This is a genomic window from Streptomyces sp. NPDC088910 (genome assembly GCF_044749865.1).
GTDB lineage: Bacteria > Actinomycetota > Actinomycetes > Streptomycetales > Streptomycetaceae > Actinacidiphila.
This window is the reverse complement of the sequence record NZ_JBIVIV010000001.1, coordinates 648,657-670,137: the sequence shown is the minus strand read 5'-3', so window position 1 is coordinate 670,137 and position 21,481 is coordinate 648,657. Positions and strand designations below refer to the sequence as shown.

16 protein-coding genes are annotated in these 21,481 nt (G+C 70.0%); 15 read left to right on the top strand and 1 reads right to left on the bottom strand.

Going from position 1 to position 21,481, the window contains the following annotated elements; translation table 11 throughout:
* The first annotated feature begins 37 nt into the window (after nt 1-37).
* The 4 genes from tig to clpX all read left to right on the top strand — a co-directional run bounded on the left by tig (nt 38) and on the right by clpX (nt 4,618).
* Complete coding sequence (tig, locus tag ACIP4Z_RS02870) at nt 38-1,423, top strand: trigger factor (RefSeq protein ID WP_391116891.1); 1,386 nt, start codon at nt 38-40, stop codon at nt 1,421-1,423.
* Between the two features lie 399 nt (nt 1,424-1,822).
* Nucleotides 1,823-2,425 (top strand): ATP-dependent Clp protease proteolytic subunit, encoded by a 603-nt coding sequence (locus ACIP4Z_RS02865; protein ID WP_355349570.1) that lies wholly within the window; start codon nt 1,823-1,825, stop codon nt 2,423-2,425.
* Between the two features lie 69 nt (nt 2,426-2,494).
* The gene (locus ACIP4Z_RS02860) at nt 2,495-3,169 is read left to right on the top strand and encodes an ATP-dependent Clp protease proteolytic subunit (protein WP_223187111.1); all 675 of its coding nucleotides are present in this window, start codon (nt 2,495-2,497) and stop codon (nt 3,167-3,169) included.
* A 165-nt stretch (nt 3,170-3,334) separates the two neighbouring features.
* A complete protein-coding gene (clpX, locus tag ACIP4Z_RS02855) occupies nt 3,335-4,618 on the top strand; it encodes an ATP-dependent Clp protease ATP-binding subunit ClpX (protein WP_188282316.1) in 1,284 nt (427 codons plus the stop codon).
* A gap of 128 nt (nt 4,619-4,746) precedes the next feature.
* Here clpX and ACIP4Z_RS02850 read toward each other — a convergent pair whose 3' ends face one another.
* Nucleotides 4,747-5,724, bottom strand: a complete 978-nt coding sequence (locus ACIP4Z_RS02850; RefSeq protein ID WP_401304557.1) for a hypothetical protein — start codon at nt 5,722-5,724, stop codon at nt 4,747-4,749.
* Nucleotides 5,725-5,842: 118 nt separating this feature from the next.
* Here ACIP4Z_RS02850 and ACIP4Z_RS02845 point away from each other — a divergent pair, with 118 nt between their 5' ends.
* The 11 genes from ACIP4Z_RS02845 to ACIP4Z_RS02795 all read left to right on the top strand — a co-directional run bounded on the left by ACIP4Z_RS02845 (nt 5,843) and on the right by ACIP4Z_RS02795 (nt 21,433).
* On the top strand, nt 5,843-8,476 hold the full coding sequence (locus ACIP4Z_RS02845) for a valine--tRNA ligase (protein ID WP_391160356.1): 2,634 nt from the start codon (nt 5,843-5,845) through the stop codon (nt 8,474-8,476).
* A gap of 114 nt (nt 8,477-8,590) precedes the next feature.
* Nucleotides 8,591-10,153: a bifunctional folylpolyglutamate synthase/dihydrofolate synthase gene (locus ACIP4Z_RS02840; RefSeq protein ID WP_401304554.1), complete on the top strand. Its 1,563-nt coding sequence runs from the start codon at nt 8,591-8,593 to the stop codon at nt 10,151-10,153.
* 13 nt (nt 10,154-10,166) lie between these two features.
* A complete protein-coding gene (locus tag ACIP4Z_RS02835; protein WP_355349537.1) occupies nt 10,167-10,538 on the top strand; it encodes a DUF4233 domain-containing protein in 372 nt (123 codons plus the stop codon).
* A 206-nt stretch (nt 10,539-10,744) separates the two neighbouring features.
* A complete protein-coding gene (ndk, locus tag ACIP4Z_RS02830) occupies nt 10,745-11,158 on the top strand; it encodes a nucleoside-diphosphate kinase (RefSeq protein ID WP_188282321.1) in 414 nt (137 codons plus the stop codon).
* Between the two features lie 264 nt (nt 11,159-11,422).
* Entirely contained in the window at nt 11,423-12,445 is a 1,023-nt protein-coding gene (locus ACIP4Z_RS02825) for a rod shape-determining protein (protein WP_355349577.1), read from the top strand.
* Between the two features lie 124 nt (nt 12,446-12,569).
* Nucleotides 12,570-13,556, top strand: coding sequence for a rod shape-determining protein MreC (gene mreC / locus ACIP4Z_RS02820; protein ID WP_391160352.1), 987 nt, complete (start codon nt 12,570-12,572; stop codon nt 13,554-13,556).
* A gap of 6 nt (nt 13,557-13,562) precedes the next feature.
* Nucleotides 13,563-14,219: a rod shape-determining protein MreD gene (mreD, locus tag ACIP4Z_RS02815; protein ID WP_391047608.1), complete on the top strand. Its 657-nt coding sequence runs from the start codon at nt 13,563-13,565 to the stop codon at nt 14,217-14,219.
* Nucleotides 14,216-16,426: a penicillin-binding protein 2 gene (mrdA, locus tag ACIP4Z_RS02810; protein WP_401304549.1), complete on the top strand. Its 2,211-nt coding sequence runs from the start codon at nt 14,216-14,218 to the stop codon at nt 16,424-16,426. Before mreD ends, mrdA begins: the two co-directional genes overlap by 4 nt.
* Nucleotides 16,423-17,622 carry a rod shape-determining protein RodA gene (gene rodA / locus ACIP4Z_RS02805; protein ID WP_355349549.1) on the top strand — a complete coding sequence of 400 codons (1,200 nt, stop codon included), beginning with the start codon at nt 16,423-16,425 and terminating at the stop codon, nt 17,620-17,622. The genes mrdA and rodA overlap by 4 nt, the downstream gene beginning before the upstream one ends.
* A gap of 93 nt (nt 17,623-17,715) precedes the next feature.
* The gene (locus ACIP4Z_RS02800; RefSeq protein WP_401304546.1) at nt 17,716-19,335 is read left to right on the top strand and encodes a CHAD domain-containing protein; all 1,620 of its coding nucleotides are present in this window, start codon (nt 17,716-17,718) and stop codon (nt 19,333-19,335) included.
* 172 nt (nt 19,336-19,507) lie between these two features.
* Entirely contained in the window at nt 19,508-21,433 is a 1,926-nt protein-coding gene (locus ACIP4Z_RS02795; RefSeq protein WP_401304543.1) for a TIGR03960 family B12-binding radical SAM protein, read from the top strand.
* The last annotated feature ends 48 nt before the right edge of the window (nt 21,434-21,481 follow it).

The window sequence follows — 21,481 nt, the reverse complement described above, 5'->3', positions numbered from 1 at the left end:
GCCCCCATCAACGTAAAGCCCCCAAGGAGACCCAACCGTGAAGAGCGCCGTCGAGACTCTGAACCCGACTCGGGTTCGACTCACTGTCGAGGTGCCCTTCGAGGAGCTCAAGCCCAGCCTCGACGCGGCGTACAAGAAGATCAACCAGCAGGTCACGGTGCCGGGCTTCCGCAAGGGCAAGATCCCTGCGCGCGTCATCGACCAGCGGTTCGGCCGTGGCGCGGTCCTCGAAGAGGCCATCAACGACGCGCTGCCGAAGTTCTACACGGAGGCGGTCAACGAGGGTGAGCTGAACGTACTCGGCCAGCCCGACGTCGACATCACCGAGTTCAACGACGGTGACGAGCTGAAGTTCACCGCCGAGGTGGACATCCGCCCCGCGATCGAGATCCCGGACTACTCCGGCATCGAGGTCGTCGTGGACGCCGTCGAGGTCACCGACGAGGACGTCGACACCTCGCTGGAGCAGCTCCGTGACCGCTTCGCCTCGACCACCACGGTCGAGCGCGCGGCGGCCGAGGGCGACGTCGTGATCGTCGACCTCGAAGCCTCCGTCGACGGCGAGGTGCTGGAGGACGGCGTCGCCAAGGGCGTCAGCTACACCATCGGCTCCGGCCAGCTCCTCGACGGCATCGACGAGGCCGTCATCGGCCTGGAGGCCGGCGGCTCCGCCACCTTCACCTCCGAGCTGAAGGGCGGCTCCGCCGCCGGCAGCGCCGCCGAGGTCAAGGTCGACGTCTCCGACGTACAGGCCCGCGAACTGCCCGCCCTGGACGACGACTTCGCCCAGCTCGCGAGCGAGTTCGACACCCTGGAGGAGCTGCGCGCGGACAGCCGCAAGCGCCTGGAGCGGATGAAGCAGTACGACCAGGCGACCGCCGCCCAGGAGAAGGTCCTCGACGCGCTCATCGAGCTGTCCGAGGTGCCGATCCCGGAGAAGCTGCTCAAGGACGAGATCGAGACCAGGACCCACAACCTGGAGCACCACCAGTTCCCGCAGATGGGTCTGGACTGGGACACGTACCTGGAGCGCGAGGGCAAGACGCGCGAGGAGTACGACGCGGAGCTCGAGGCCCAGGCGGTCAAGGGCATCAAGACCCAGTTCCTGCTGGACGAGCTGGTCAACAAGGAGAAGCTCTCCGTCAACCAGGAGGAGCTGACCGAGCACCTCATGCGCCGTGCGGCGACCTCCGGGATGTCTCCCGACCAGTTCGCCCAGGCCGTCGTCGAAGGCGGCCAGGTGCCGATGCTCGTCGGCGAGGTCGCCCGCGGCAAGGCGCTCGCGGTCGTCGTGGAGTCCGTCAAGGTCACGGACACCAACGGTGAGGTCGTGGACCTCGAGGACGAAGAGGACGAGGACGGCGAGACGGTTGAGGCCGTCGAGGCCGCCGACGAGAAGCCGGAGCCTGTCGAGCAGGCCTGAGCCCCGTCAGGGGCGCGGGGAACCGCGCGATCAGCCACGACGACGGCTGCACGTCACCACCGGCCCCGGAGGGGGCAGTCACGGTTGTTCTCGGACCACCGGCCGGTGGGGACGTGTCGCGCGGTTCCCCGCGCCCCTCGAAGCACCCGCCTCCGCGAGGTGAACGCGCAGGCACGTCCGGGCCGGGCCACCAACCCCCTGTGCCGGCGCGGCGTCTTGGTCTCCGCTGGCAGCGAACAGTTCCGCGTAGGGGATTGCTGGGCCCCACCTGCGCGTTAGGGTCCGTAAGTAGGAGGGCGGGGGCTCGGCACCAGAAGGGGTCGGCCCCGGCCCGGACGAAGACCCTGTGACGGCTTCACGGCCGTCCGACAACGAGCAGGTGGATACGTGACGACTCCGATGCCTTCCGCCGCCGGCGAGCCGACTCTCGGTGGCCTCGGCGACCAGGTCTACAACCGACTGCTCGGCGAGCGAATCATCTTCCTCGGCCAGGCGGTCGACGATGACATCGCCAACAAGATCACCGCCCAGCTCCTTCTCCTGGCAGCCGAGCCGGACAAGGACATCTTCCTCTACATCAACAGCCCCGGCGGCTCCGTGACCGCCGGTATGGCGATCTACGACACGATGCAGTTCATCAAGAACGACGTCGTGACGATCGCCATGGGCATGGCCGCCTCGATGGGCCAGTTCCTGCTGACCGCGGGCACCCCCGGCAAGCGCTTCGCCCTGCCGAACACCCGCATCCTGATGCACCAGCCCTCCGCGGGTCTCGGCGGCTCCGCCACCGACATCAAGATCCAGGCCGAGCAGTTGCTGCACACCAAGCGCCGCATGGCCGAGCTGATCGCCCAGCACTCCGGGCAGAGCTTCGACCAGATCACCAAGGACTCCGACCGCGACCGCTGGTTCTCCGCCGAGGAGGCCAAGGAGTACGGCCTGCTGGACGGCGTCATGCTGTCCGCCACGGAGGTCCCGGGCGGTGGCGGCACCGGCGCCTGATCCGTTCAGGAACCCCAGCCGACAGCACCCAGCTTCCGCATCATCACCAGGACGGTGGACGTGAACAGCATGAACTTCCCCGGCAGCGGCCTGTACGAGCGCACCGAGGCCGAGCGGCCCGGTGTGTTCGGTGCCGAGGCCCGCTACATCATTCCGCGCTTCGTCGAGCGCACCTCGCAGGGCGTGCGCGAGTACGACCCGTACGCGAAGCTCTTCGAGGAGCGCGTGATCTTCCTCGGCGTGCAGATCGACGACGCGTCGGCCAACGACGTCATGGCGCAGCTCCTGTGCCTGGAGTCCATGGACCCCGACCGGGACATCTCGGTCTACATCAACAGCCCCGGCGGCTCCTTCACCGCGCTGACGGCGATCTACGACACGATGCAGTTCGTGAAGCCGGACATCCAGACGGTCTGCATGGGCCAGGCGGCGTCCGCCGCCGCGGTCCTGCTGGCCGCCGGCAGCCCCGGCAAGCGGATGGCGCTGCCGAACGCGCGGGTGCTGATCCACCAGCCGTACAGCGAGACCGGCCGCGGGCAGGTCTCCGACCTGGAGATCGCCGCCAACGAGATCATCCGGATGCGGCAGCAGCTCGAAGAGATGCTGGCCAAGCACTCCACGACGCCGATCGAGCAGATCCGCGACGACATCGAGCGGGACAAGATCCTTACCGCCGAGGAGTCGCTGGCCTACGGGCTGGTCGACCAGATCGTCTCGACCCGCAAGACCTCTGTGACGGTCTGAACACAGTCGGACAACGGACCGGTCGCGCGGGTGGCCCTCCTTGGACTCCACTGAGTGAGTACGTCCAAGGGGGGCCCACACGGGGGTCGCGGCAAGGTACCGTCGATGAGAGAAGCACCAGGCTCCGTTGATCTCGGCGGATCCCAGGCGAAGGGGAAACACCTCGTGGCACGCATCGGTGACGGCGGCGACCTGCTGAAGTGCTCATTCTGCGGAAAGAGCCAGAAGCAGGTGAAGAAGCTCATCGCAGGCCCTGGTGTGTACATCTGCGACGAGTGCATCGATCTCTGCAACGAGATCATCGAGGAGGAGCTGGCCGAGTCCTCCGAGGTGCGCTGGGAGGACCTGCCCAAGCCGCGGGAGATCTACGAGTTCCTCGAGGGCTACGTGGTCGGGCAGACGCCCGCGAAGAAGGCCCTGTCGGTCGCGGTGTACAACCACTACAAGCGGGTCCAGGCGGGTGAGAACGCCGGTCGCGGGCACGACGACGCGATCGAGCTGGCGAAGTCCAACATCCTGCTGCTCGGCCCGACGGGCTCCGGCAAGACACTGCTGGCCCAGACGCTGGCCCGCATGCTCAACGTGCCGTTCGCCATCGCGGACGCGACCGCCCTCACCGAGGCCGGTTACGTGGGCGAGGACGTCGAGAACATCCTGCTGAAGCTGATCCAGGCGGCGGACTACGACGTCAAGAAGGCCGAGACCGGGATCATCTACATCGACGAGATCGACAAGGTCGCCCGCAAGAGCGAGAATCCGTCGATCACCCGCGATGTGTCCGGCGAGGGCGTGCAGCAGGCGCTGCTGAAGATCCTGGAAGGCACGACGGCCTCGGTGCCGCCGCAGGGCGGGCGCAAGCACCCGCACCAGGAGTTCATCCAGATCGACACCACGAACGTGCTGTTCATCGTGGGCGGTGCCTTCTCCGGTCTGGAGAAGATCATCGAGTCCCGCGCGGGCGCCAAGGGCATCGGCTTCGGTGCGACCATCCGCTCCAAGCGCGAGCTGGACATGGCCGACCAGTTCTCCGAGATCATGCCCGAGGACCTGGTCAAGTTCGGCATGATCCCCGAGTTCATCGGACGGCTGCCCGTCATCACCAGCGTGCACAACCTCGACCGCGAGGCGCTCCTCCAGATTCTGGTCGAGCCGCGCAACGCGCTGGTGAAGCAGTATCAAAAACTCTTCGAACTCGACGGTGTGGAGCTGGAGTTCGAGCACGGCGCGCTGGAGTCCATCGCGGACCAGGCGATCCTGCGGCAGACCGGCGCCCGCGGTCTGCGGGCCATCATGGAGGAAGTCCTCCAGTCGGTGATGTACGAGGTGCCGTCCCGCAAGGACGTGGCCCGGGTCGTCATCACGGCCGATGTGGTGCACTCCAACGTCAACCCGACGCTGGTGCCGCGTGAGCCGCGCATCGTCGGCAAGGGCGAGCAGAAGAGCGCGTAGCGCCACAGATACGAGCACACGCGAAGGGGGCGCCCGGTGGATCCGGGCGCCCCCTTCCGTCTGCGCGGAACGGCCCCGCGGAACGGCTGACCGCGGAACGCTCACGCCGAACGCGTCGGCGTACGGCGTCAGTTGAGCGGGACGCGCACGTCCTTGCGGACCTTCGCGGTGAGCGCCGCCGCCTCGTCGATCGGCATGCCGCTGCCGACACCGGTGGTGGCCGTCGCCAGGTCGACCGGCAGGGTGTAGCCGACGGTGCTGTAGTCGGCCCACAGGCAGATCGGTGTGGTGAACGACTTGCTGCCCTCGGTGTACTTGGTGTTCTGGCACGACATGACGGCGTCGTCCATGCCCGCGGGCTGCACCTTCTGCGGGCTGCCGACCAGTTCGGTCTTGCCGCCGCCGGATTCCTTGTCGTCGGCGGCCTGCTTCTTCAGGTCGGCGAACATGCCGTCGACCACCTTCTGCGGGTCCGCGACCTTGCCGTAGACACCGCTGAACTCCAGCAGCTTGCCGGTGAGTTGGGACCCGCTGGTGTAGCCCGAGCTGACCTGCTGGGGGTCGGTGACGCCGAGCGTCTTGAGCAGCGTGACGTCCTTGGCGTCGAAGCCGTCGCCGGTGTCCGCGTCCTTCGACTTCTTGTACGTCTCCGCGACGGTCTCGGGCGTGATGAGCTTGTACTGCTTGCCGTCGTTCTTGACGGTGCTCTTGCCGCCGCCGCCCTTGCCGCCGTTGGCGCTGTTGTCGCCGTCACTGCCCTTGGTGAGGAAGAAGACCCCGGCGCCGATCGCGACCAGCGCCACCACGGCGCCGATGATGATCCCGGTGCGCTTCCCGCCGCCACCGCCCTGCGGCGGCACGGGCGGCTGGCCGCCGTAGCCGTAGCCCGGCTGCTGCGGCGGCTGCCCGTACGGCGCCTGCTGCGGCGGGCCCTGCTGGGGGTAGCCGTAACCGGGCTGCCCCTGGGGCTGGCCGTACGGCTGCTGCGGCGGCTGGCCGTAACCACCTTGCTGCGGCTGCCCGTATCCGCCCTGCTGCGGCTGCCCGTATCCGCCCTGCTGGGGCTGGTGCCCGTACGGGTTCGGCGGCGGCTGGTTGTCACTCATGTCAGGTGGTCCCCTCGTTTACGACCGTCGGACCATCCTCGCCGATCCTTTATCGGGTTCTTACAGCGGGGGCGATACGGATTCGTAACGGGATGGTCCGCCACCGTAGAATCGTGCCGTGACCGACAACTCTCAGCAGAGCCCCGACCGCGGGCCGCACAGCACCCCCGAACTGCCGACGACCTACACGCCGGCCGAGGTAGAGGGGGCGCTGTACGAGCGCTGGGTAGAACGCGGCTACTTCGAGGCGGACGCGAAGAGCGACAAGCCCGCGTACACCATCGTCATCCCGCCGCCGAACGTCACGGGCACGCTCCACCTGGGTCACGCCTTCCAGCACACGCTGATGGACGCCCTCACCCGCCGCAAGCGGATGCAGGGTTACGAGTCGCTGTGGCTGCCCGGCATGGACCACGCGGGCATCGCCACCCAGAACAAGGTCGAGCAGCAGCTCGCCGACGAGGGCAAGTCCCGGCACGACATCGGCCGCGAGGCGTTCGTCGACCGCGTCTGGCAGTGGAAAGAGGAGTACGGCGGCCGGATCCTCGGCCAGATGCGCCGCCTCGGCGACGGCGTGGACTGGTCCCGCGAGCGCTTCACCATGGACGAGGGCCTGTCCAAGGCCGTCCAGACCATCTTCAAGAAGCTGTACGACGACGAGCTGATCTACCGCGCCGAGCGGATCATCAACTGGTGTCCGCGCTGTATGACGGCGATCTCGGACATCGAGGTCGACTACCAGGACGACGACGGCGAGTTGGTCTCGCTGAAGTACGGCGAGGGCGACGAGACGGTCGTCGTGGCGACCACCCGCGTCGAGACGATGCTCGGCGACACCGCCGTCGCCGTCCACCCGGACGACGAGCGGTACCGGCACCTGGTCGGCAAGCGGATCAAGCTGCCGCTCACCGACCGGACGATCCCGGTCGTCGCCGACACGCACGTCGACCCGGAGTTCGGCACCGGCGCCGTCAAGGTGACGCCCGCGCACGACCCGAACGACTTCGCGATCGGCCAGCGGCACGGCCTGGAGTCGCTGACCGTCATGGACGAGCGCGCGGTCATCACCGCGCCCGGCCCCTTCCAGGGCCTGGACCGCTTCGAGGCGCGGTCCGCGATCGTCGAGGCGCTGCGCGAACAGGGCCGGATCGTCGCGGAGAAGCGTCCTTACGTCCACTCCGTCGGCCACTGCTCGCGCTGCAAGACCACCATCGAGCCGCGGCTGTCCCTCCAGTGGTGGGTCAGGGTCGAGCCGCTGGCGAAGGCGTCCGGCGACGCGGTCCGCGACGGCCGGGTCAGGATCCACCCGCCGGAGCTGAACAAGCGGTACTTCGACTGGGTCGACAACATGCACGACTGGTGCATCTCGCGCCAGTTGTGGTGGGGCCACCGCATCCCCGTCTGGTACGGGCCGAACGGCCAGCAGATCTGCGTCGGACCGGACGACGAGGTGCCGTCCGGCGAGGGCTGGACGCAGGACTCCGACGTCCTGGACACGTGGTTCTCGTCCGCCCTGTGGCCGTTCTCCACGCTGGGCTGGCCCGAACAGACGCCGGATCTGGAGAAGTTCTATCCGACCGACGTCCTGCTCACCGGGCACGACATCATCTTCTTCTGGGTCGCCCGGATGATGATGTTCGGCCTGTACGCGATGGACGGCACCCCGCCGTTCCACACCATCGCGCTGACCGGCCTGGTCCGCGACGAATTCGGCAAGAAGATGTCCAAGTCCAACCCCAACTCGGTGGACCCGCTGGACTGGATGGACAAGTACGGCTCGGACGCCGTCCGCTTCACCCTGGCCCGCGGCGCCAACCCCGGCGCGGACGTGCCGATCGGCGAGGACTGGGTCCAGGCGTCCCGCAACTTCGCCAACAAGATCTGGAACGCCACGCGCTTCGCGCTGATGAACGGCGCCACCGTCCAGGGCCCGCTGCCCGCGCCCGAGGAGCTGTCGGCCACCGACCGGTGGATCCTGTCCCGGCTGAACACGGTCGTCGCCGAGGTCAACGGCCTGTACGACGACTACCAGTTCGCGAAGCTCAGCGACAGCCTCTACCACTTCGCGTGGGACGAGGTCTTCGACTGGTACGTGGAGCTGTCCAAGACCGTCTTCTTCGCGGGCGGCGACGGCGCCCGGGTCTCCGGGCGGGTCCTGGGCGAGGTCCTGGACGTGATGCTGCGGCTGCTGCACCCGATCGTCCCCTTCGTCACCGAGACGCTGTGGACGACGCTGACCGGCGGCGAGTCGCTGGTCGTCGCGGACTGGCCGAGCGACAGCGGCTTCCGGGACGCGGCGGCCGAGGCGGAGATCGCCGAGGTCCAGCGGGTGGTCACCGAGGTCCGCCGCTTCCGCTCCGACCAGGGGCTCCAGCCCGGCCAGAAGGTCCCGGCGCTGCTGACCCTGGACGGGACGCTGCTCGCGCCGCACGAGGACGCCATCCGCCAGGTGCTCCGGCTCCAGCCCGCGGGCGAGGACTTCCACGCCACCGCGACGCTGCCGGTCGCGGGCGCCACGGTCGCGCTCGACCTGTCCGGCACGATCGACGTTCCGGCCGAGCGTAAGCGGCTCACCAAGGACCTCGGCCTGGCCGAGAAGGAGAAGGCCGACGCAGAGAAGAAGCTGGGCAACGAGGCGTTCCTCGGCAAGGCGCCCGAGCCGGTGGTGGCCAAGATCCGTACGCGGCTGGCGACCGCCGAGGCCGACATCGCCCGGATCACCGCGCAGATCGCGGCCCTCCCTTCGGCCTGACCGCACCGAGGGCCGCCCGCCCCGAAGGGCCACCGTGTGCCACGGGCCCGGACCGCGCACCCGCGGTCCGGGCCCGTGGCCGTTTCCGCTCGCGGGCTCCGTAGACTGGGCGCTGTGAGCGAGCACCCGCACAACGGCGACGGCCCCGAAGACGACGCGTACGAAATCCAGGACACCGCCTACGACGTGGACGACGACGTCGAGGACGCGGACGGGGCGGCCGACGGTACCCTCCGCGAGGCCGACCTGGCCGTCATCGAGGCGGGCAGCCGGACGCTGCGGGCCGGTGTCAGCCCGGTCGCGGCCGAGGACGACGTACCGGCGCGGCCCGCGGACCCCGCCGTCGACCGGGAGCTGCGCACGGTCGAGGAGGAGCTGCTCGGCCGCTGGCCCGAGACGAAGCTGGAGCCCTCGCTCGACCGGATCACGGCGCTGATGGACGTCCTCGGCGACCCGCAGCGCGCCTACCCGGCGATCCACATCACCGGCACCAACGGCAAGACCAGCACCGCCCGGATGATCGAGCGGCTGCTGCTCTCCTTCGACCTGCGCACCGGCCGCTACACCAGCCCGCACGTGCAGTCCGTCACCGAGCGGATCAGCCTGGACGGCGCGCCGATCTCCGCCGAGCGGTTCATCGAGACCTACCGTGACATCCAGCCCTTCGTCGGCATGGTGGACGACGCGCAGCCGCACCGGCTGTCGTTCTTCGAGGTGCTCACCGGGATGGCGTACGCGGCCTTCGCGGACGCGCCGGTCGACGTCGCGGTGGTCGAGGTCGGCATGGGCGGCGGCTGGGACGCCACCAACGTGGTGGACGGCCAGGTCGCCGTGGTCACCCCGATCGCGCTCGACCACACCGACCGGCTGGGCTCCACGCCCGGCGAGATCGCGGTGGAGAAGAGCGGCATCATCAAGAAGAACGCCACCGCCGTCCTGGCCCAGCAGCCCGCCGACGCGGCGCAGACGCTGCTCAAGCGGGCCGTGGAGGCGGACGCGACGGTCGCCCGCGAGGGCATGGAGTTCGGCGTCGTGCACCGCGAGGTCGCCGTCGGCGGGCAACTGCTGACGCTGCGCGGCCTGGGCGGCGAGTACGAACAGGTCTTCCTGCCGCTGCACGGCGAGCACCAGGCGCACAACGCGGCGGTCGCGCTGGCCGCCGTCGAGGCGTTCTTCGGCATCGGCAGCACCCAGTCGCGCACCCTCGACATGGACACCGTGCGGGCCGCGTTCGCCTCGGTCACCTCGCCCGGCCGCCTGGAGGTGGTGCGCCGCAGCCCCACCGTGGTCCTGGACGCGGCGCACAATCCGGCGGGCGCGGCCGCCGCGGCGGCGGCGGTCGGTGAGGCGTTCGGCTTCACGCACCTGGTCGGTGTGGTCGGGCCGAGCGGCGACAAGGACGTCCGCGGGCTGCTGGAGGCGTTCGAGCCGGTCTTCTCCGAGGTCGTCGTCACCCGTAACTCGACGCACCGCGCGATGGACGTGGACGAATTGGCGGCGCTGGCCGTCGAGGTGTTCGGGGACGACCGGGTGCAGGTCGAGCCGAGGCTGGACGACGCGCTGGAGGCGGCGATCACGCTCGCCGAGGACGAGGGCGAGTTCTCCGGGGCCGGAGTGCTGGTCACCGGTTCCGTCATCACCGTGGGAGAGGCCCGGCTGCTGCTGGGCCGCAAGTGAAGGGGGCGGGACGATGCGGACGCTGTGCGCGAGCACGCTGATCGGCGAGTTCTTCGTCATCGGCTTCGCCGGTCTGGTCGCGATGAAGCATCCCGACCTGTCGATGGGCACCGTCTGGACGGTGTGCGGGATCGCCATGGCGCTGTGCGTGCTGCTGTGCGGGATGCTCACCCGGCCGGGCGCGCTGACCGTCGGCTGGGTGCTCCAGGCCGCGCTGGTGGTCAGCGGGTACTGGGTCGGCACGATGTTCTTCCTCGGCGTGATCTTCGCCGGTCTGTGGTGGGCGGCGATCCACTACGGGCGCAAGGTGGACGTCCTGAAGGCCCGGCACGCGGCGCAGGCCGAGGCGCGGGCACAAGACCGTGCGCGGGCCCAGGAAGCGTGACCCCAGCCGCACCGTCCGTCCCGTCCGTCCCGGCCCGGTGTCCGCCGGGCACCGCCCGCCCTTGTAGGCTCGTCGTACTTCGCCCCCCGCCGGCCGGAGCCCATACGGCCGCGTCCCCCGCGGCCGCACCCCGCCGGCCGCACGCCGCACCCGTACAGAGAACCCGTACACCGAACCCGTAGACCGCACACAGCAGGAGCCGTCCCGTGTCGCAGCGCACCCTTGTCCTTCTCAAGCCGGACACCGTCCGCCGCGGCCTGATCGGCGAGGTCGTCGGCCGCATCGAACGCAAGGCGGGCTGGACCGTCGCCGCGCTCGAACTGCGCACCCTGGACCGCGGCACGCTGGAGCAGCACTACGCCGAGCACGTCGGCCGCCCGTTCTACGAGCCGCTGATGGACTTCATGGCGTCGGGCCCCGCGGTCGCGATGGTCGTCGAGGGCGAGCGGGTCATCGAGGGCGTCCGCGCGCTGGCCGGTCCGACCGACCCGATCGCCGCCGCGCCGGGCTCCATTCGGGGGGACTTCGGGACGATTGTCCGGGAGAATCTGATCCACGCCTCGGACTCCGAGGAGTCCGCCGAGCGCGAGATCAAGATCTTCTTCCCCGGTCTGGCCTAATCCCGGGACCAGGCTGTTCGGGTACGGAGTACCGTTGCTGACGCCCCGTCTGACCAGGCGCCCGGGGGAATCCCGCCGCCTCGGGCATATGCCGTCGGCGATCGGGAACCAAACACCCCGACACGGCGTCACCATTACAGAGGTCCGCTGTGTGTTCTGATGACAATGACGTCGGAACCCCGACCCCGTGCCCCGCCGGGCGCGACTACGATGGAATCTCCGCTCAAGCTCGGGAAGGCCAGACGTATCCACATGGCGAACAACATGTCGTTCATCGGCCGTGACATGGCAGTCGACCTCGGGACGGCCAACACGCTGGTGTACGTCAGGGGCCGCGGGATCGTCCTGAACGAGCCGTCGGTCGTGGCCGTCAACACCAACACCGGCGGCATCCTCGCGGTCGGTTCCGAGGCCAAGAAGATGATCGGCCGCACCCCCGGCAACATCGTCGCGGTGCGCCCCCTGAAGGACGGCGTCATCGCCGACTTCGAGATCACCGAGCGCATGCTGCGCTACTTCATCCTCAAGATCCACAAGCGGCGGTACCTGGCCCGCCCGCGGGTGGTCGTCTGCGTGCCCTCCGGCATCACCGGAGTCGAGCGACGCGCCGTCATCGAGGCGACCACGCAGGCCGGCGCCCGTACCGTGCACATCATCGAGGAGCCGATGGCGGCGGCGATCGGCGCCGGGCTCCCGGTGCACGAGGCCACCGGCAACATGGTGGTGGACATCGGCGGCGGCACCACCGAGGTCGCGGTGATCAGCCTCGGCGGCATCGTCACCGCCCAGTCCATCCGCGTCGCGGGTGACGAGCTGGACAACGCGATCATCCAGCACATCAAGAAGGAGTACAGCCTCCTGCTCGGTGAGCGGACCGCGGAGCAGATCAAGCTCACCATCGGCTCCGCCTTCGCCTCCAAGGACGACGACGAGCACACCGAGATCCGCGGCCGTGACCTGGTCAGCGGCCTGCCCAAGACCGTGGTGATCTCCGCGGCCGAGGTGCGCAAGGCCATCGAGGAGCCGGTCAACGCGATCGTCGACGCGGTGAAGACCACCCTGGACAAGTGCCCGCCCGAGCTGTCCGGCGACATCATGGACCGCGGGATCGTGCTGGCCGGCGGCGGCGCGCTGCTGCGCGGCCTGGACGAGCGGCTGCGGCACGAGACGGGAATGCCCATTCACATCGCCGAGTCGCCGCTGGACTGCGTGGCGCTGGGCGCGGGCAAGTGCGTCGAGGAATTCGAGGCACTCCAGCAGGTGCTCGACTCCTCGCCACGCAGATGAGGCACGGGCAGCACACGGGCTCACCGGTCGCCCGCAGCGACGGCGGGAACCCGCCCCACAAGCTCTGACCGGCCGCGGTGCACAGCGGCGGCAGGTCCGATGAGGAAGGCACGGACTGGCGCCCGTGAGGGACACACGAGAGAGCCGGCTTCTGCTGGTGCTGCTGGTGGTGATCGCGTTCGCGCTGATCACCGTGGACATCAGGGGCGGTGAGGACTCACCGCTCGACCGGCCACGGCAGGCGGCGCAGTCCGTCTTCGGCCCCGTCGAGAACTCCGTGTCAGGCGTTGTCGACCCGGTGGGCAACGCCATAGACGCGGTCCGCGACTCCGGCGGACGCAACAGCACCATCAGCCGCCTGCAACGCGAGAACGAGGCGCTCAAGCAGCAGCTCGGCAGCAAGGACGTCACCCGTAACCGGGCGGCGGAGCTGGACAAGCTGCTGAAGACCGCGGGCGCCGGGCAGTACGCCATCAAGGGCGCGCAGGTCATCGCGATAGGAGCCGCGCAGGGATTCTCCTGGACGGTCACCATCGACGCGGGCAGCAAGGACGGCGTCACCCGCGACATGACGGTCATCGACGGTGACGGCCTGGTCGGCCGGGTCACCACCGTCGGCCCCTCCACCTCCACGGTGCTGCTCGCCAACGACCCGGACTTCACCGTGGGCACCCGCATGGAGGGCTCCATGGAGCTGGGCTTCGCCACCGGCCAGGGCAACCAGCCGATGCGCGTGCAGCTCCTCAACGGCAAGGCCACGGTGCACAACGGCGACCGGCTGGTCACCTTCGGCTCCGAGGCGGGCAAGCCGTTCGTGCCGGGCGTGCCGGTCGGCAAGGTCGTCGGCGTCGACCCCTCGGGCGGCAACCTCACCAAGACCGTCCAGGTGCAGCCGTTCGTCGGCTTCACCCGGCTGGACATCGTCGGTGTCGTCGTCCAGGGCCCGCGTGCCGACCCGCGCGACAGCGTGCTGCCGCCGAAGCCGACCCCGTCGCCCAAGCCGAAGCCCACATCCACGCCCAAGCCCGGCTCGACCCCGACCGGCGGCGCCACCCCCGGCACCACGGCCGGCACCACGGAAAATACGACAAGCAACGGCAAGAGGGGCTGAGACACCGTGCGCCTCAACCGGATCGTGCTCTCCACCGTCCTCGTGGTGATCGCCATGGTCGCCCAGGTCAGCGTGCTGGCCCGGCTGCACCTGCCCGGCGCGGTCCCCGACCTGCTGCTGCTGACCGTGCTCGGCCTGGCCATCGCCTACGGCCACGTCGGCGGCTGCCTGGTCGGCTTCGGCGCGGGACTGCTCGCCGACCTCGCGCCACCGGCCGACCACGCGGTCGGCCGCTACGCGCTCGTGCTGTGCGTCATCGGCTACCTGGCGGGACTCGCCAAGCCCGAGAGCGGCCAACTGCGCACGGCCGCCGGACCCATGCTCGTCGTGATCGGCGCGGCCGTCGGCACCACGCTGCTGTACGCGGGCGTCGGCAGCCTCGTCGGCGACACCGCGGGCGCCCACGTGGGCCTGCCCAAGCTGGTGTTCACCGCGACCGTCTACGACCTGCTGCTCGCGCCCTTCGTGGTGCCGCTCGTGATGGCCCTGGCCAGACGCTTCGACCACGATCCGCTCACCGAGGACCCGACCGGCGGCTTCGGCGGCAGCGCGCTGCGCACCCGGCCCACCCGTACCAGGACCGGTTCCGGGATCAGCCCGCAGCGCGGCCTGTTCGGCCGGGCCAAGACGATGGCCTCGATGCCCAGGGGGGCCAGAAGGTGAGCAACATCCCGGAGACCGGGCGCACCTCCCGGGTCACGATCCGCCTGGTGATCCTCCAGATCCTCGTGGTGTCCCTGCTGCTCACCCTCGGCGGACGCCTGTGGTACCTCCAGATCCGCAACGGCCAGGAGTACGACCAGAAGGCCGCGAACAACCACATCCAGCAGGTCGTCACCCCGGCCGTCCGCGGCTCGATCCTCGACGACCGCGGTGTGCCGCTCGCCGACAACCAGACGCGCCTGGTGGTCTCCGCCTCCCGTACCGACCTGCTCAAGCAGCGCGACGACGGCCTGGCCGTACTGACCCGGCTCGCCGGTGTCCTCGGGCTGACCCCCAAGGAAGTCACCGACAAGGTGCGGCTGTGCGACGCGAAGACGCCCAAGCCGTGCTGGAACGGGTCGCCGTACCAGCCGATCCCGATCACCGACGAGGCCACCACCCAGCAGGCGCTCCAGATCATGGAGCGGCGCGAGGACTTCCCCGGCGTCACCGCCGAGCCCACCGCCGTACGCCGCTACCCCGGTCCTTCCAAGGCGAACACCGCTCAGGTCCTCGGCTATCTGTCGCCGGTCACCGACGCGGAGCTGACCGCCTCGGAGAAGACCGAGGCGCCGCTCCAGCGCTCCGACCAGATCGGCCGCTCCGGCCTGGAGAGCGTCTACGACGCGCAGTTGCGCGGCAAGGCGGGCGTGACCCGCTACGAGGTCGACAACCTCGGCCGGGTGATCGGCAAGGCGGGCGACACCCCGGCGCAGCCCGGCGCGAACCTGGTGACCAGCATCGACTCCAAGGTCCAGGCGCTCACCGAGAAGGAACTCGCGCAGGCCATGGCCGACGCGCGCAAGACGTACGACAGCATCACCCACCAGAACTACAAGGCCGACTCCGGCGCGGCCGTCGTCCTGGACAACAACACCGGCCAGGTCATCGCCATGGCCAGCGCCCCCACCTACGACCCCAACGAGTGGGTAGGCGGGATCTCCGCCAAGGACTACAAGGCGCTCAACGAGACCGAGTCCAACTACCCGCTGCTCAACCGCGCCACGCAGGGCCAGTCGGCGCCCGGCTCCACCTTCAAGGTGGTGTCCACCTCGGCGGCCGTCAACGCCGGTTACGACATCAACGGCGGCTACCCCTGCACCTCGTCGATGACCATCGGCAACCAGGTCTTCAAGAACTTCGAGAACGAGAGCTTCGGCGACATCTCGCTCGGCCGCGCCCTGGAGGTCTCCTGCGACACCGTGTTCTACGGCATCGCGTACGACCAGTGGCAGAAGGACGGCGGCACCGACCCCAAGCACCCCAAGGACTGGTTCTACAAGACCGCCCACCAGTTCGGCCTCGGCGCCAAGACCGGCATCGACCTGCCGGGCGAGGTCACCGGCCGCGTCCCCGACCGTCAGTGGAAGCAGAGCTACTACGACGCGATGAAGGACTACTGGTGCAAGCTCAAGAAGACCAGTAAGAAGAACGACCTGGCCACCGCCATCGCGCGGGAGAACTGCACCGACGGTTACGTGCTGCGCGCCGGTGACTCCGTCAACTACGCGATCGGCCAGGGCGACACGCTCGTCACGCCGATCCAGATGGCCCGGATCTACGCGGCGCTCGCCAACGGCGGCACGCTGTACCAGCCGACCATAGGGAAGGCCGTGGTCAGCGCGGACGGCAAGACCGTCACGCCGATCAAGCCGAAGGTGGCGGGCAAGCTGCCCGACTCCAAGTCGACGCTGAAGTACATCAACAAGGCCACCGCGGGCGTCGTCACGGACGGTACCGCCAACTGGAAGTTCGCCGGCTGGCCGCAGGACAAGATCACGCTGCACGCCAAGACCGGTACCGCCGAGGTCTCCGGCAAGCAGACGACCTCGTGGCTGACCACGTACACCAAGGACTACACGATCGTGATGACGATCTCGCAGGCCGGTACCGGCTCCGGCGCCTCGGGCACCGCGGTCCGCCGGATCTACGAGGCGATGTACGGCATCGAGAAGGACGGCCCGAAGATCGACGCGAGCAAGGGCATCATGCCCAAGCCGGTCGCCGCGCTGCCGAAGATCTCCGGTGACGGCGTCGTCGTGCCCGCCTCCGACACCACCTTGACGCCGTCGCAGCACGGCACGCCGGGCGACCCGGGCCCGGTGCTCGCGGCCCTCACCCCGACCCGCACCGAGAAGCTGCTGCAGGGCAGGAAATCCTGGTCATGAGTGCCACCAACAGCTACTCGATCCGCCGCTTCACCCCCGAGCGGTCCACGCTGGGCAAGCTCTTCGCCCGCGACTCGATAGCGCGCCGGATGGACTGGGTGCTGCTCTTCGCGTCCCTCGCGCTGACCGCCATCGGCACGATGCTGGTGTACTCCGCGACCCGCAACCGCACCAATCTCACCCACGGCGACCAGTACTACTTCCTGATGCGGCACCTGATGAACGCCGGGATCGGCGCGGGTCTCGCGATCGGTGTCGTCGTCATAGGGCACCGCAGGATGCGCGGCATCGTGCCGTTCTACTACGTGCTGGCGATCCTCGGCATCCTCGCGGTGCTCAGCCCGCTCGGCTCGACCGTCAACGGCGCGCACTCGTGGATCGTGATCGGCGGCGGCTTCTCGCTCCAGCCGTCGGAATTCGTGAAGGTCGCGATCATCCTCGGCATGGCGATGGTGCTGTCCGCGCGGGTGGACGCGGGCGACCGCGAGCATCCGGACCACCGGACCGTGCTCCAGTCGCTGGGCCTGGCCGCGCTGCCGATCCTGATCATCATGATGATGCCGGACCTCGGCTCGGTGATGGTGATGGCGGCGATCGTGCTCGGGGTGCTGCTCTCCTCCGGCGCGTCCAACCGCTGGGTGTTCGGCCTGATCGCCGCCGGGATCGGCGGCGCCCTCGCCGTCTGGCAGCTCGGCATCCTGGACAAGTACCAGATCGACCGCTTCGCGGCCTTCGCCAACCCCGCCCTGGACCCGGCGGGCGTCGGCTACAACACCAGCCAGGCGCGGATCGCCATCGGCTCCGGCGGCCTGCTCGGCAAGGGCCTGTTCCACGGCAGCCAGACCACCGGGCAGTTCGTGCCCGAGCAGCAGACGGACTTCGTCTTCTCGGTCGCGGGCGAGGAACTGGGCTTCCTCGGCGCCGCCCTGATCATCGCGCTGATCGGCCTCATCCTGTGGCGGGCCTGCGCCATCGCCCGCAATGCCACCGACCTGTACGGCACGATCGTCGCCGCCGGAATCGTCGCCTGGTTCGCCTTCCAGTCCTTCGAGAACATCGGCATGACGCTGGGCATCATGCCGGTCGCGGGTATCCCCTTGCCCTTTGTGTCGTACGGCGGATCATCGATGTTCGCCAACTGTGTGGCCATAGGTCTGTTGCAGTCCGTACGGATGCAGCGGCCGATGTCGGCGTGACGCGCGGGCCCGGCCGGTCGGAAGGGGTCCGCGGATCCCGTCCCGGCCGGCCGCGCCATTGCTCGCGGGCGGGGTGCCCGGTTACCGTCGAGCATGGGTCAGCGAGTGCGCGAGACCGAACGCAAGTACGAGGCCGGTGACGGCCCCGGCCGCCCCCTGACGCCTCCCGACCTCGAAGGACTGCCGTCCGTCGCCGGAATCCGGCGCCTGGACCCCGTCCTCCTCGACGCCGTCTACTACGACACCGCCGGCCTCGCGCTGGCCGCCCACCGCACCACGCTCCGCCGCCGTACCGGGGGCGAGGACGCGGGCTGGCACCTGAAACTGCCCACCGGCGAGCCCGACACCCGCACCGAGGTCCGTGTCCCGCTGGGCGCCGCCGACGACGCCCCGCCCGAGGAGCTGCGCACCGAGGTCGCCGCGCTGCTCAGGGGCCGCCCGCTGAACCCGGTGGTCCGGCTGCGCACCACCCGGCACCGAACCCTGCTGCTGGACGCGGAGGGCGGCGCGCTCGCCGAGATCGCCCACGACGAGGTCCGGGCGTATGTGTACGCGGCGGGCGCGTACGAGGCGGGTGCTTACGAGGCGGGTGCCGACGAGACCGGTGCGTACGAGACCGGTGCGTACGAGACCGGTGCGTACGAGACCGGCGCCGACGCCGACGCGGGGGCGGACGGCCCGAGCTGGACCGAGACCGAGGTCGAGCTGATGCGCGGCCCGCCCGCCCTGCTGGACGCCGTCGAGGAACGGCTGACGGCGGCGGGACAGCGCCGCTCGGCCTCCCGCTCCAAACTGGCCCGCGCGCTCGGCGACCGGCTCGCCGAACCGCCCGCGCCGCCCGGCACCCCCGCCACCGCGGGCGAGGTCGCCACCGGGTACCTGCGCGAACAGCTCACCGCGATCCTCGCGCTCGACCCGCTGGTGCGGCGCGACCAGGCGGACGCCGTGCACCGGATGCGGGTCGCCACCCGCAGGGCCCGCAGCGCCCTCAAGAGCTTCCGCAGGGAACTGGACCGCGGTGCCACCGACCCGCTCGGCGCGGAGCTGAAGTGGCTGGCCGCCGTCCTCGGCACCGAACGCGACCGCGAGGTCCTCGCGGACCGCGTGGACGGGCTGCTCGCCGAGGCCGACCCCGCGCTGGTCACCGCGGCCGTACGCGACCGGCTGCGGGGCCTGGCCGCCGACAGCCACGCGCGCTCCCACGCGGCCCTGGTCCGGGTGCTGAACGGGACCCGCTACTTCGCGCTGCTCGACCGCCTGGAGGCGCTGCTCGTGCTGCCGCCGTTCCTGGTGTCGGCCGCCGCGCCCGCCCACGAGGCCGCCACCGCCGCCGTGGGCCGCGACCACCTGCGGCTGCGGCGGCAGATCCAGGCCGCGCTGGCGCTGCCGCCAGGCGACGACCGCGACATCGCGCTGCACGAGGCCCGCAAATCCGCCAAGCGCGCCCGCTACTGCGGCGAGGCCGCGCAGCCGGTGCTCGGCAAGCGGGCCGCCGCCCACACCGGCCGGATGAAGTCCGTCCAGCAGCTCCTCGGCGAGCACCAGGACAGCGTGATGTGCCGGGCGGCGCTCGGCCGTACCGCGCGGGAGGCACGGGAGGCGGGGGAGCCCACCGAGGCGTACACGGCGCTGATCGCGGCCGAGCGGGCCAGAGCGGCGGCCGTGGAGGCGGAACTGCCGGATGTCTGGCGGTCGGCGGACCGCGACATCTGAGCCGGGGCCGGCGCGCGGCGGGGGGCGTTGCATGTGGCCGGGGCCTGGGCGCGGCGAGGCCGTGACGGATGAGCGGGACCGGGCCGCCGCGAGACACGGGTACCCTTGAGGGTCACCCAGCCCCCACGCCGCCGGCCGGGGGAGTCCCAGCCGTCTGATGAGAGTCGCCGAGATGCCTGTCGAGTCGGTCTTCCCGCGCTTGGAAGCACTTCTCCCGCACGTCCAGAAGCCGATCCAGTACGTCGGCGGCGAGCTGAACTCCACCGTCAAGGAGTGGGACAGCACCGACGTCCGCTGGGTGTTGATGTACCCGGACGCGTACGAGGTGGGCCTGCCCAACCAGGGCGTCATGATCCTCTACGAGGTGCTCAACGAGCGCGAGGGCGTCCTGGCCGAGCGCACGTACAGCGTGTGGCCCGACCTCGAAGCGCTGATGCGCGAGCACGATGTGCCGCAGTTCACGGTCGACGCGCACCGCCCGGTCCGCGCCTTCGACGTGTTCGGCCTCAGCTTCTCCACGGAGCTGGGCTACACCAACATGCTCACCGCGCTCGACCTGTCGGGCATCCCGCTGCTCGCCGCCGACCGCACGCTGGACGACCCGATCGTGCTGGCGGGCGGCCACGCCGCGTTCAACCCCGAGCCGATCGCCGACTTCATCGACGCGGCCGTCATCGGCGACGGCGAGCAGGCCGTCCTGGAGATGACCGAGGTCATCCGCGCGTGGAAGGCCGAGGGCCGTCCCGGCGGCCGGGACGAGGTGCTGCTGCGGCTGGCAAGGACCGGCGGGGTGTACGTGCCGCGCTTCTACGACGTGGAGTATCTGGCCGACGGCCGGATCTCCCGCGTCGTGCCCAACCGCAGCGGCGTGCCGTGGCGGGTGTCCAAGCACACCGTGATGGATCTCGACGAGTGGCCGTACCCCAAGCAGCCGCTGGTGCCGCTGGCCGAGACCGTGCACGAGCGGATGTCGGTGGAGATCTTCCGCGGCTGCACCCGCGGCTGCCGCTTCTGCCAGGCGGGCATGATCACCCGCCCGGTGCGCGAGCGGTCCATCACCGGGATCGGCGAGATGGTCGAGAAGGGCCTGAAGGCCACCGGCTTCGAGGAGGTCGGCCTGCTCTCGCTGTCCTCCGCCGACCACACCGAGATCGCCGAGGTCGCCAAGGGCCTCGCCGACCGGTACGAGGACGACAAGATCGGCCTGTCGCTGCCGTCCACCCGCGTCGACGCCTTCAACATCGACCTGGCCAACGAGCTGACCCGCAACGGCCGCCGCTCCGGTCTGACCTTCGCCCCCGAGGGCGGCTCCGAGCGGATCCGCAAGGTCATCAACAAGATGGTCTCGGAAGAGGACCTGATCCGTACCGTGGCCACCGCGTACGGCAACGGCTGGCGGCAGGTGAAGCTCTACTTCATGTGCGGGCTGCCCACCGAGACCGACGAGGACGTCCTCCAGATCGCCGACATGGCGAAGAAGGTCATCGCCAAGGGCCGCGAGGTCACCGGGCAGAACGACATCCGCTGCACGGTCTCCATCGGCGGGTTCGTGCCCAAGCCGCACACCCCCTTCCAGTGGGCCCCGCAGCTCGGCGTGGAGGAGACCGACGCCCGGCTGGAGAAGCTGCGCGACGCGATCCGCGGCGACAAGAAGTACGGCCGCAACATCGGCTTCCGCTACCACGACGGCAAGCCCGGCATCATCGAGGGCCTGCTCTCCCGCGGCGACCGCCGGGTGTCGGCCGTCATCCGGGCCGTCTACGAGGACGGCGGCCGGTTCGACGGCTGGCGCGAGCACTTCAGCTACGACCGCTGGCTGCGCGCCGCCGAGGCCGAACTGCCCGCCTTCGGCGTCAACCTGTCCTGGTACACCACCCGCGAGCGCACCGCCGAGGAGGTCCTGCCCTGGGACCACCTGGACTCCGGTCTCGACAAGGACTGGCTGTGGGAGGACTGGCAGGACGCCCTGGACGAGACCGAGGTCGACGACTGCCGCTGGACGCCGTGCTTCGACTGCGGTGTCTGCCCGCAGATGGACACCCACATCCAGGTCGGCCCGACGGGGCAGAAGCTGCTGCCGCTGTCGGTCGTGAAGTGACGGTCGGCGCCGCCGCGAGGTAGCGCGACACGGCCCGTGGCCCCGCAC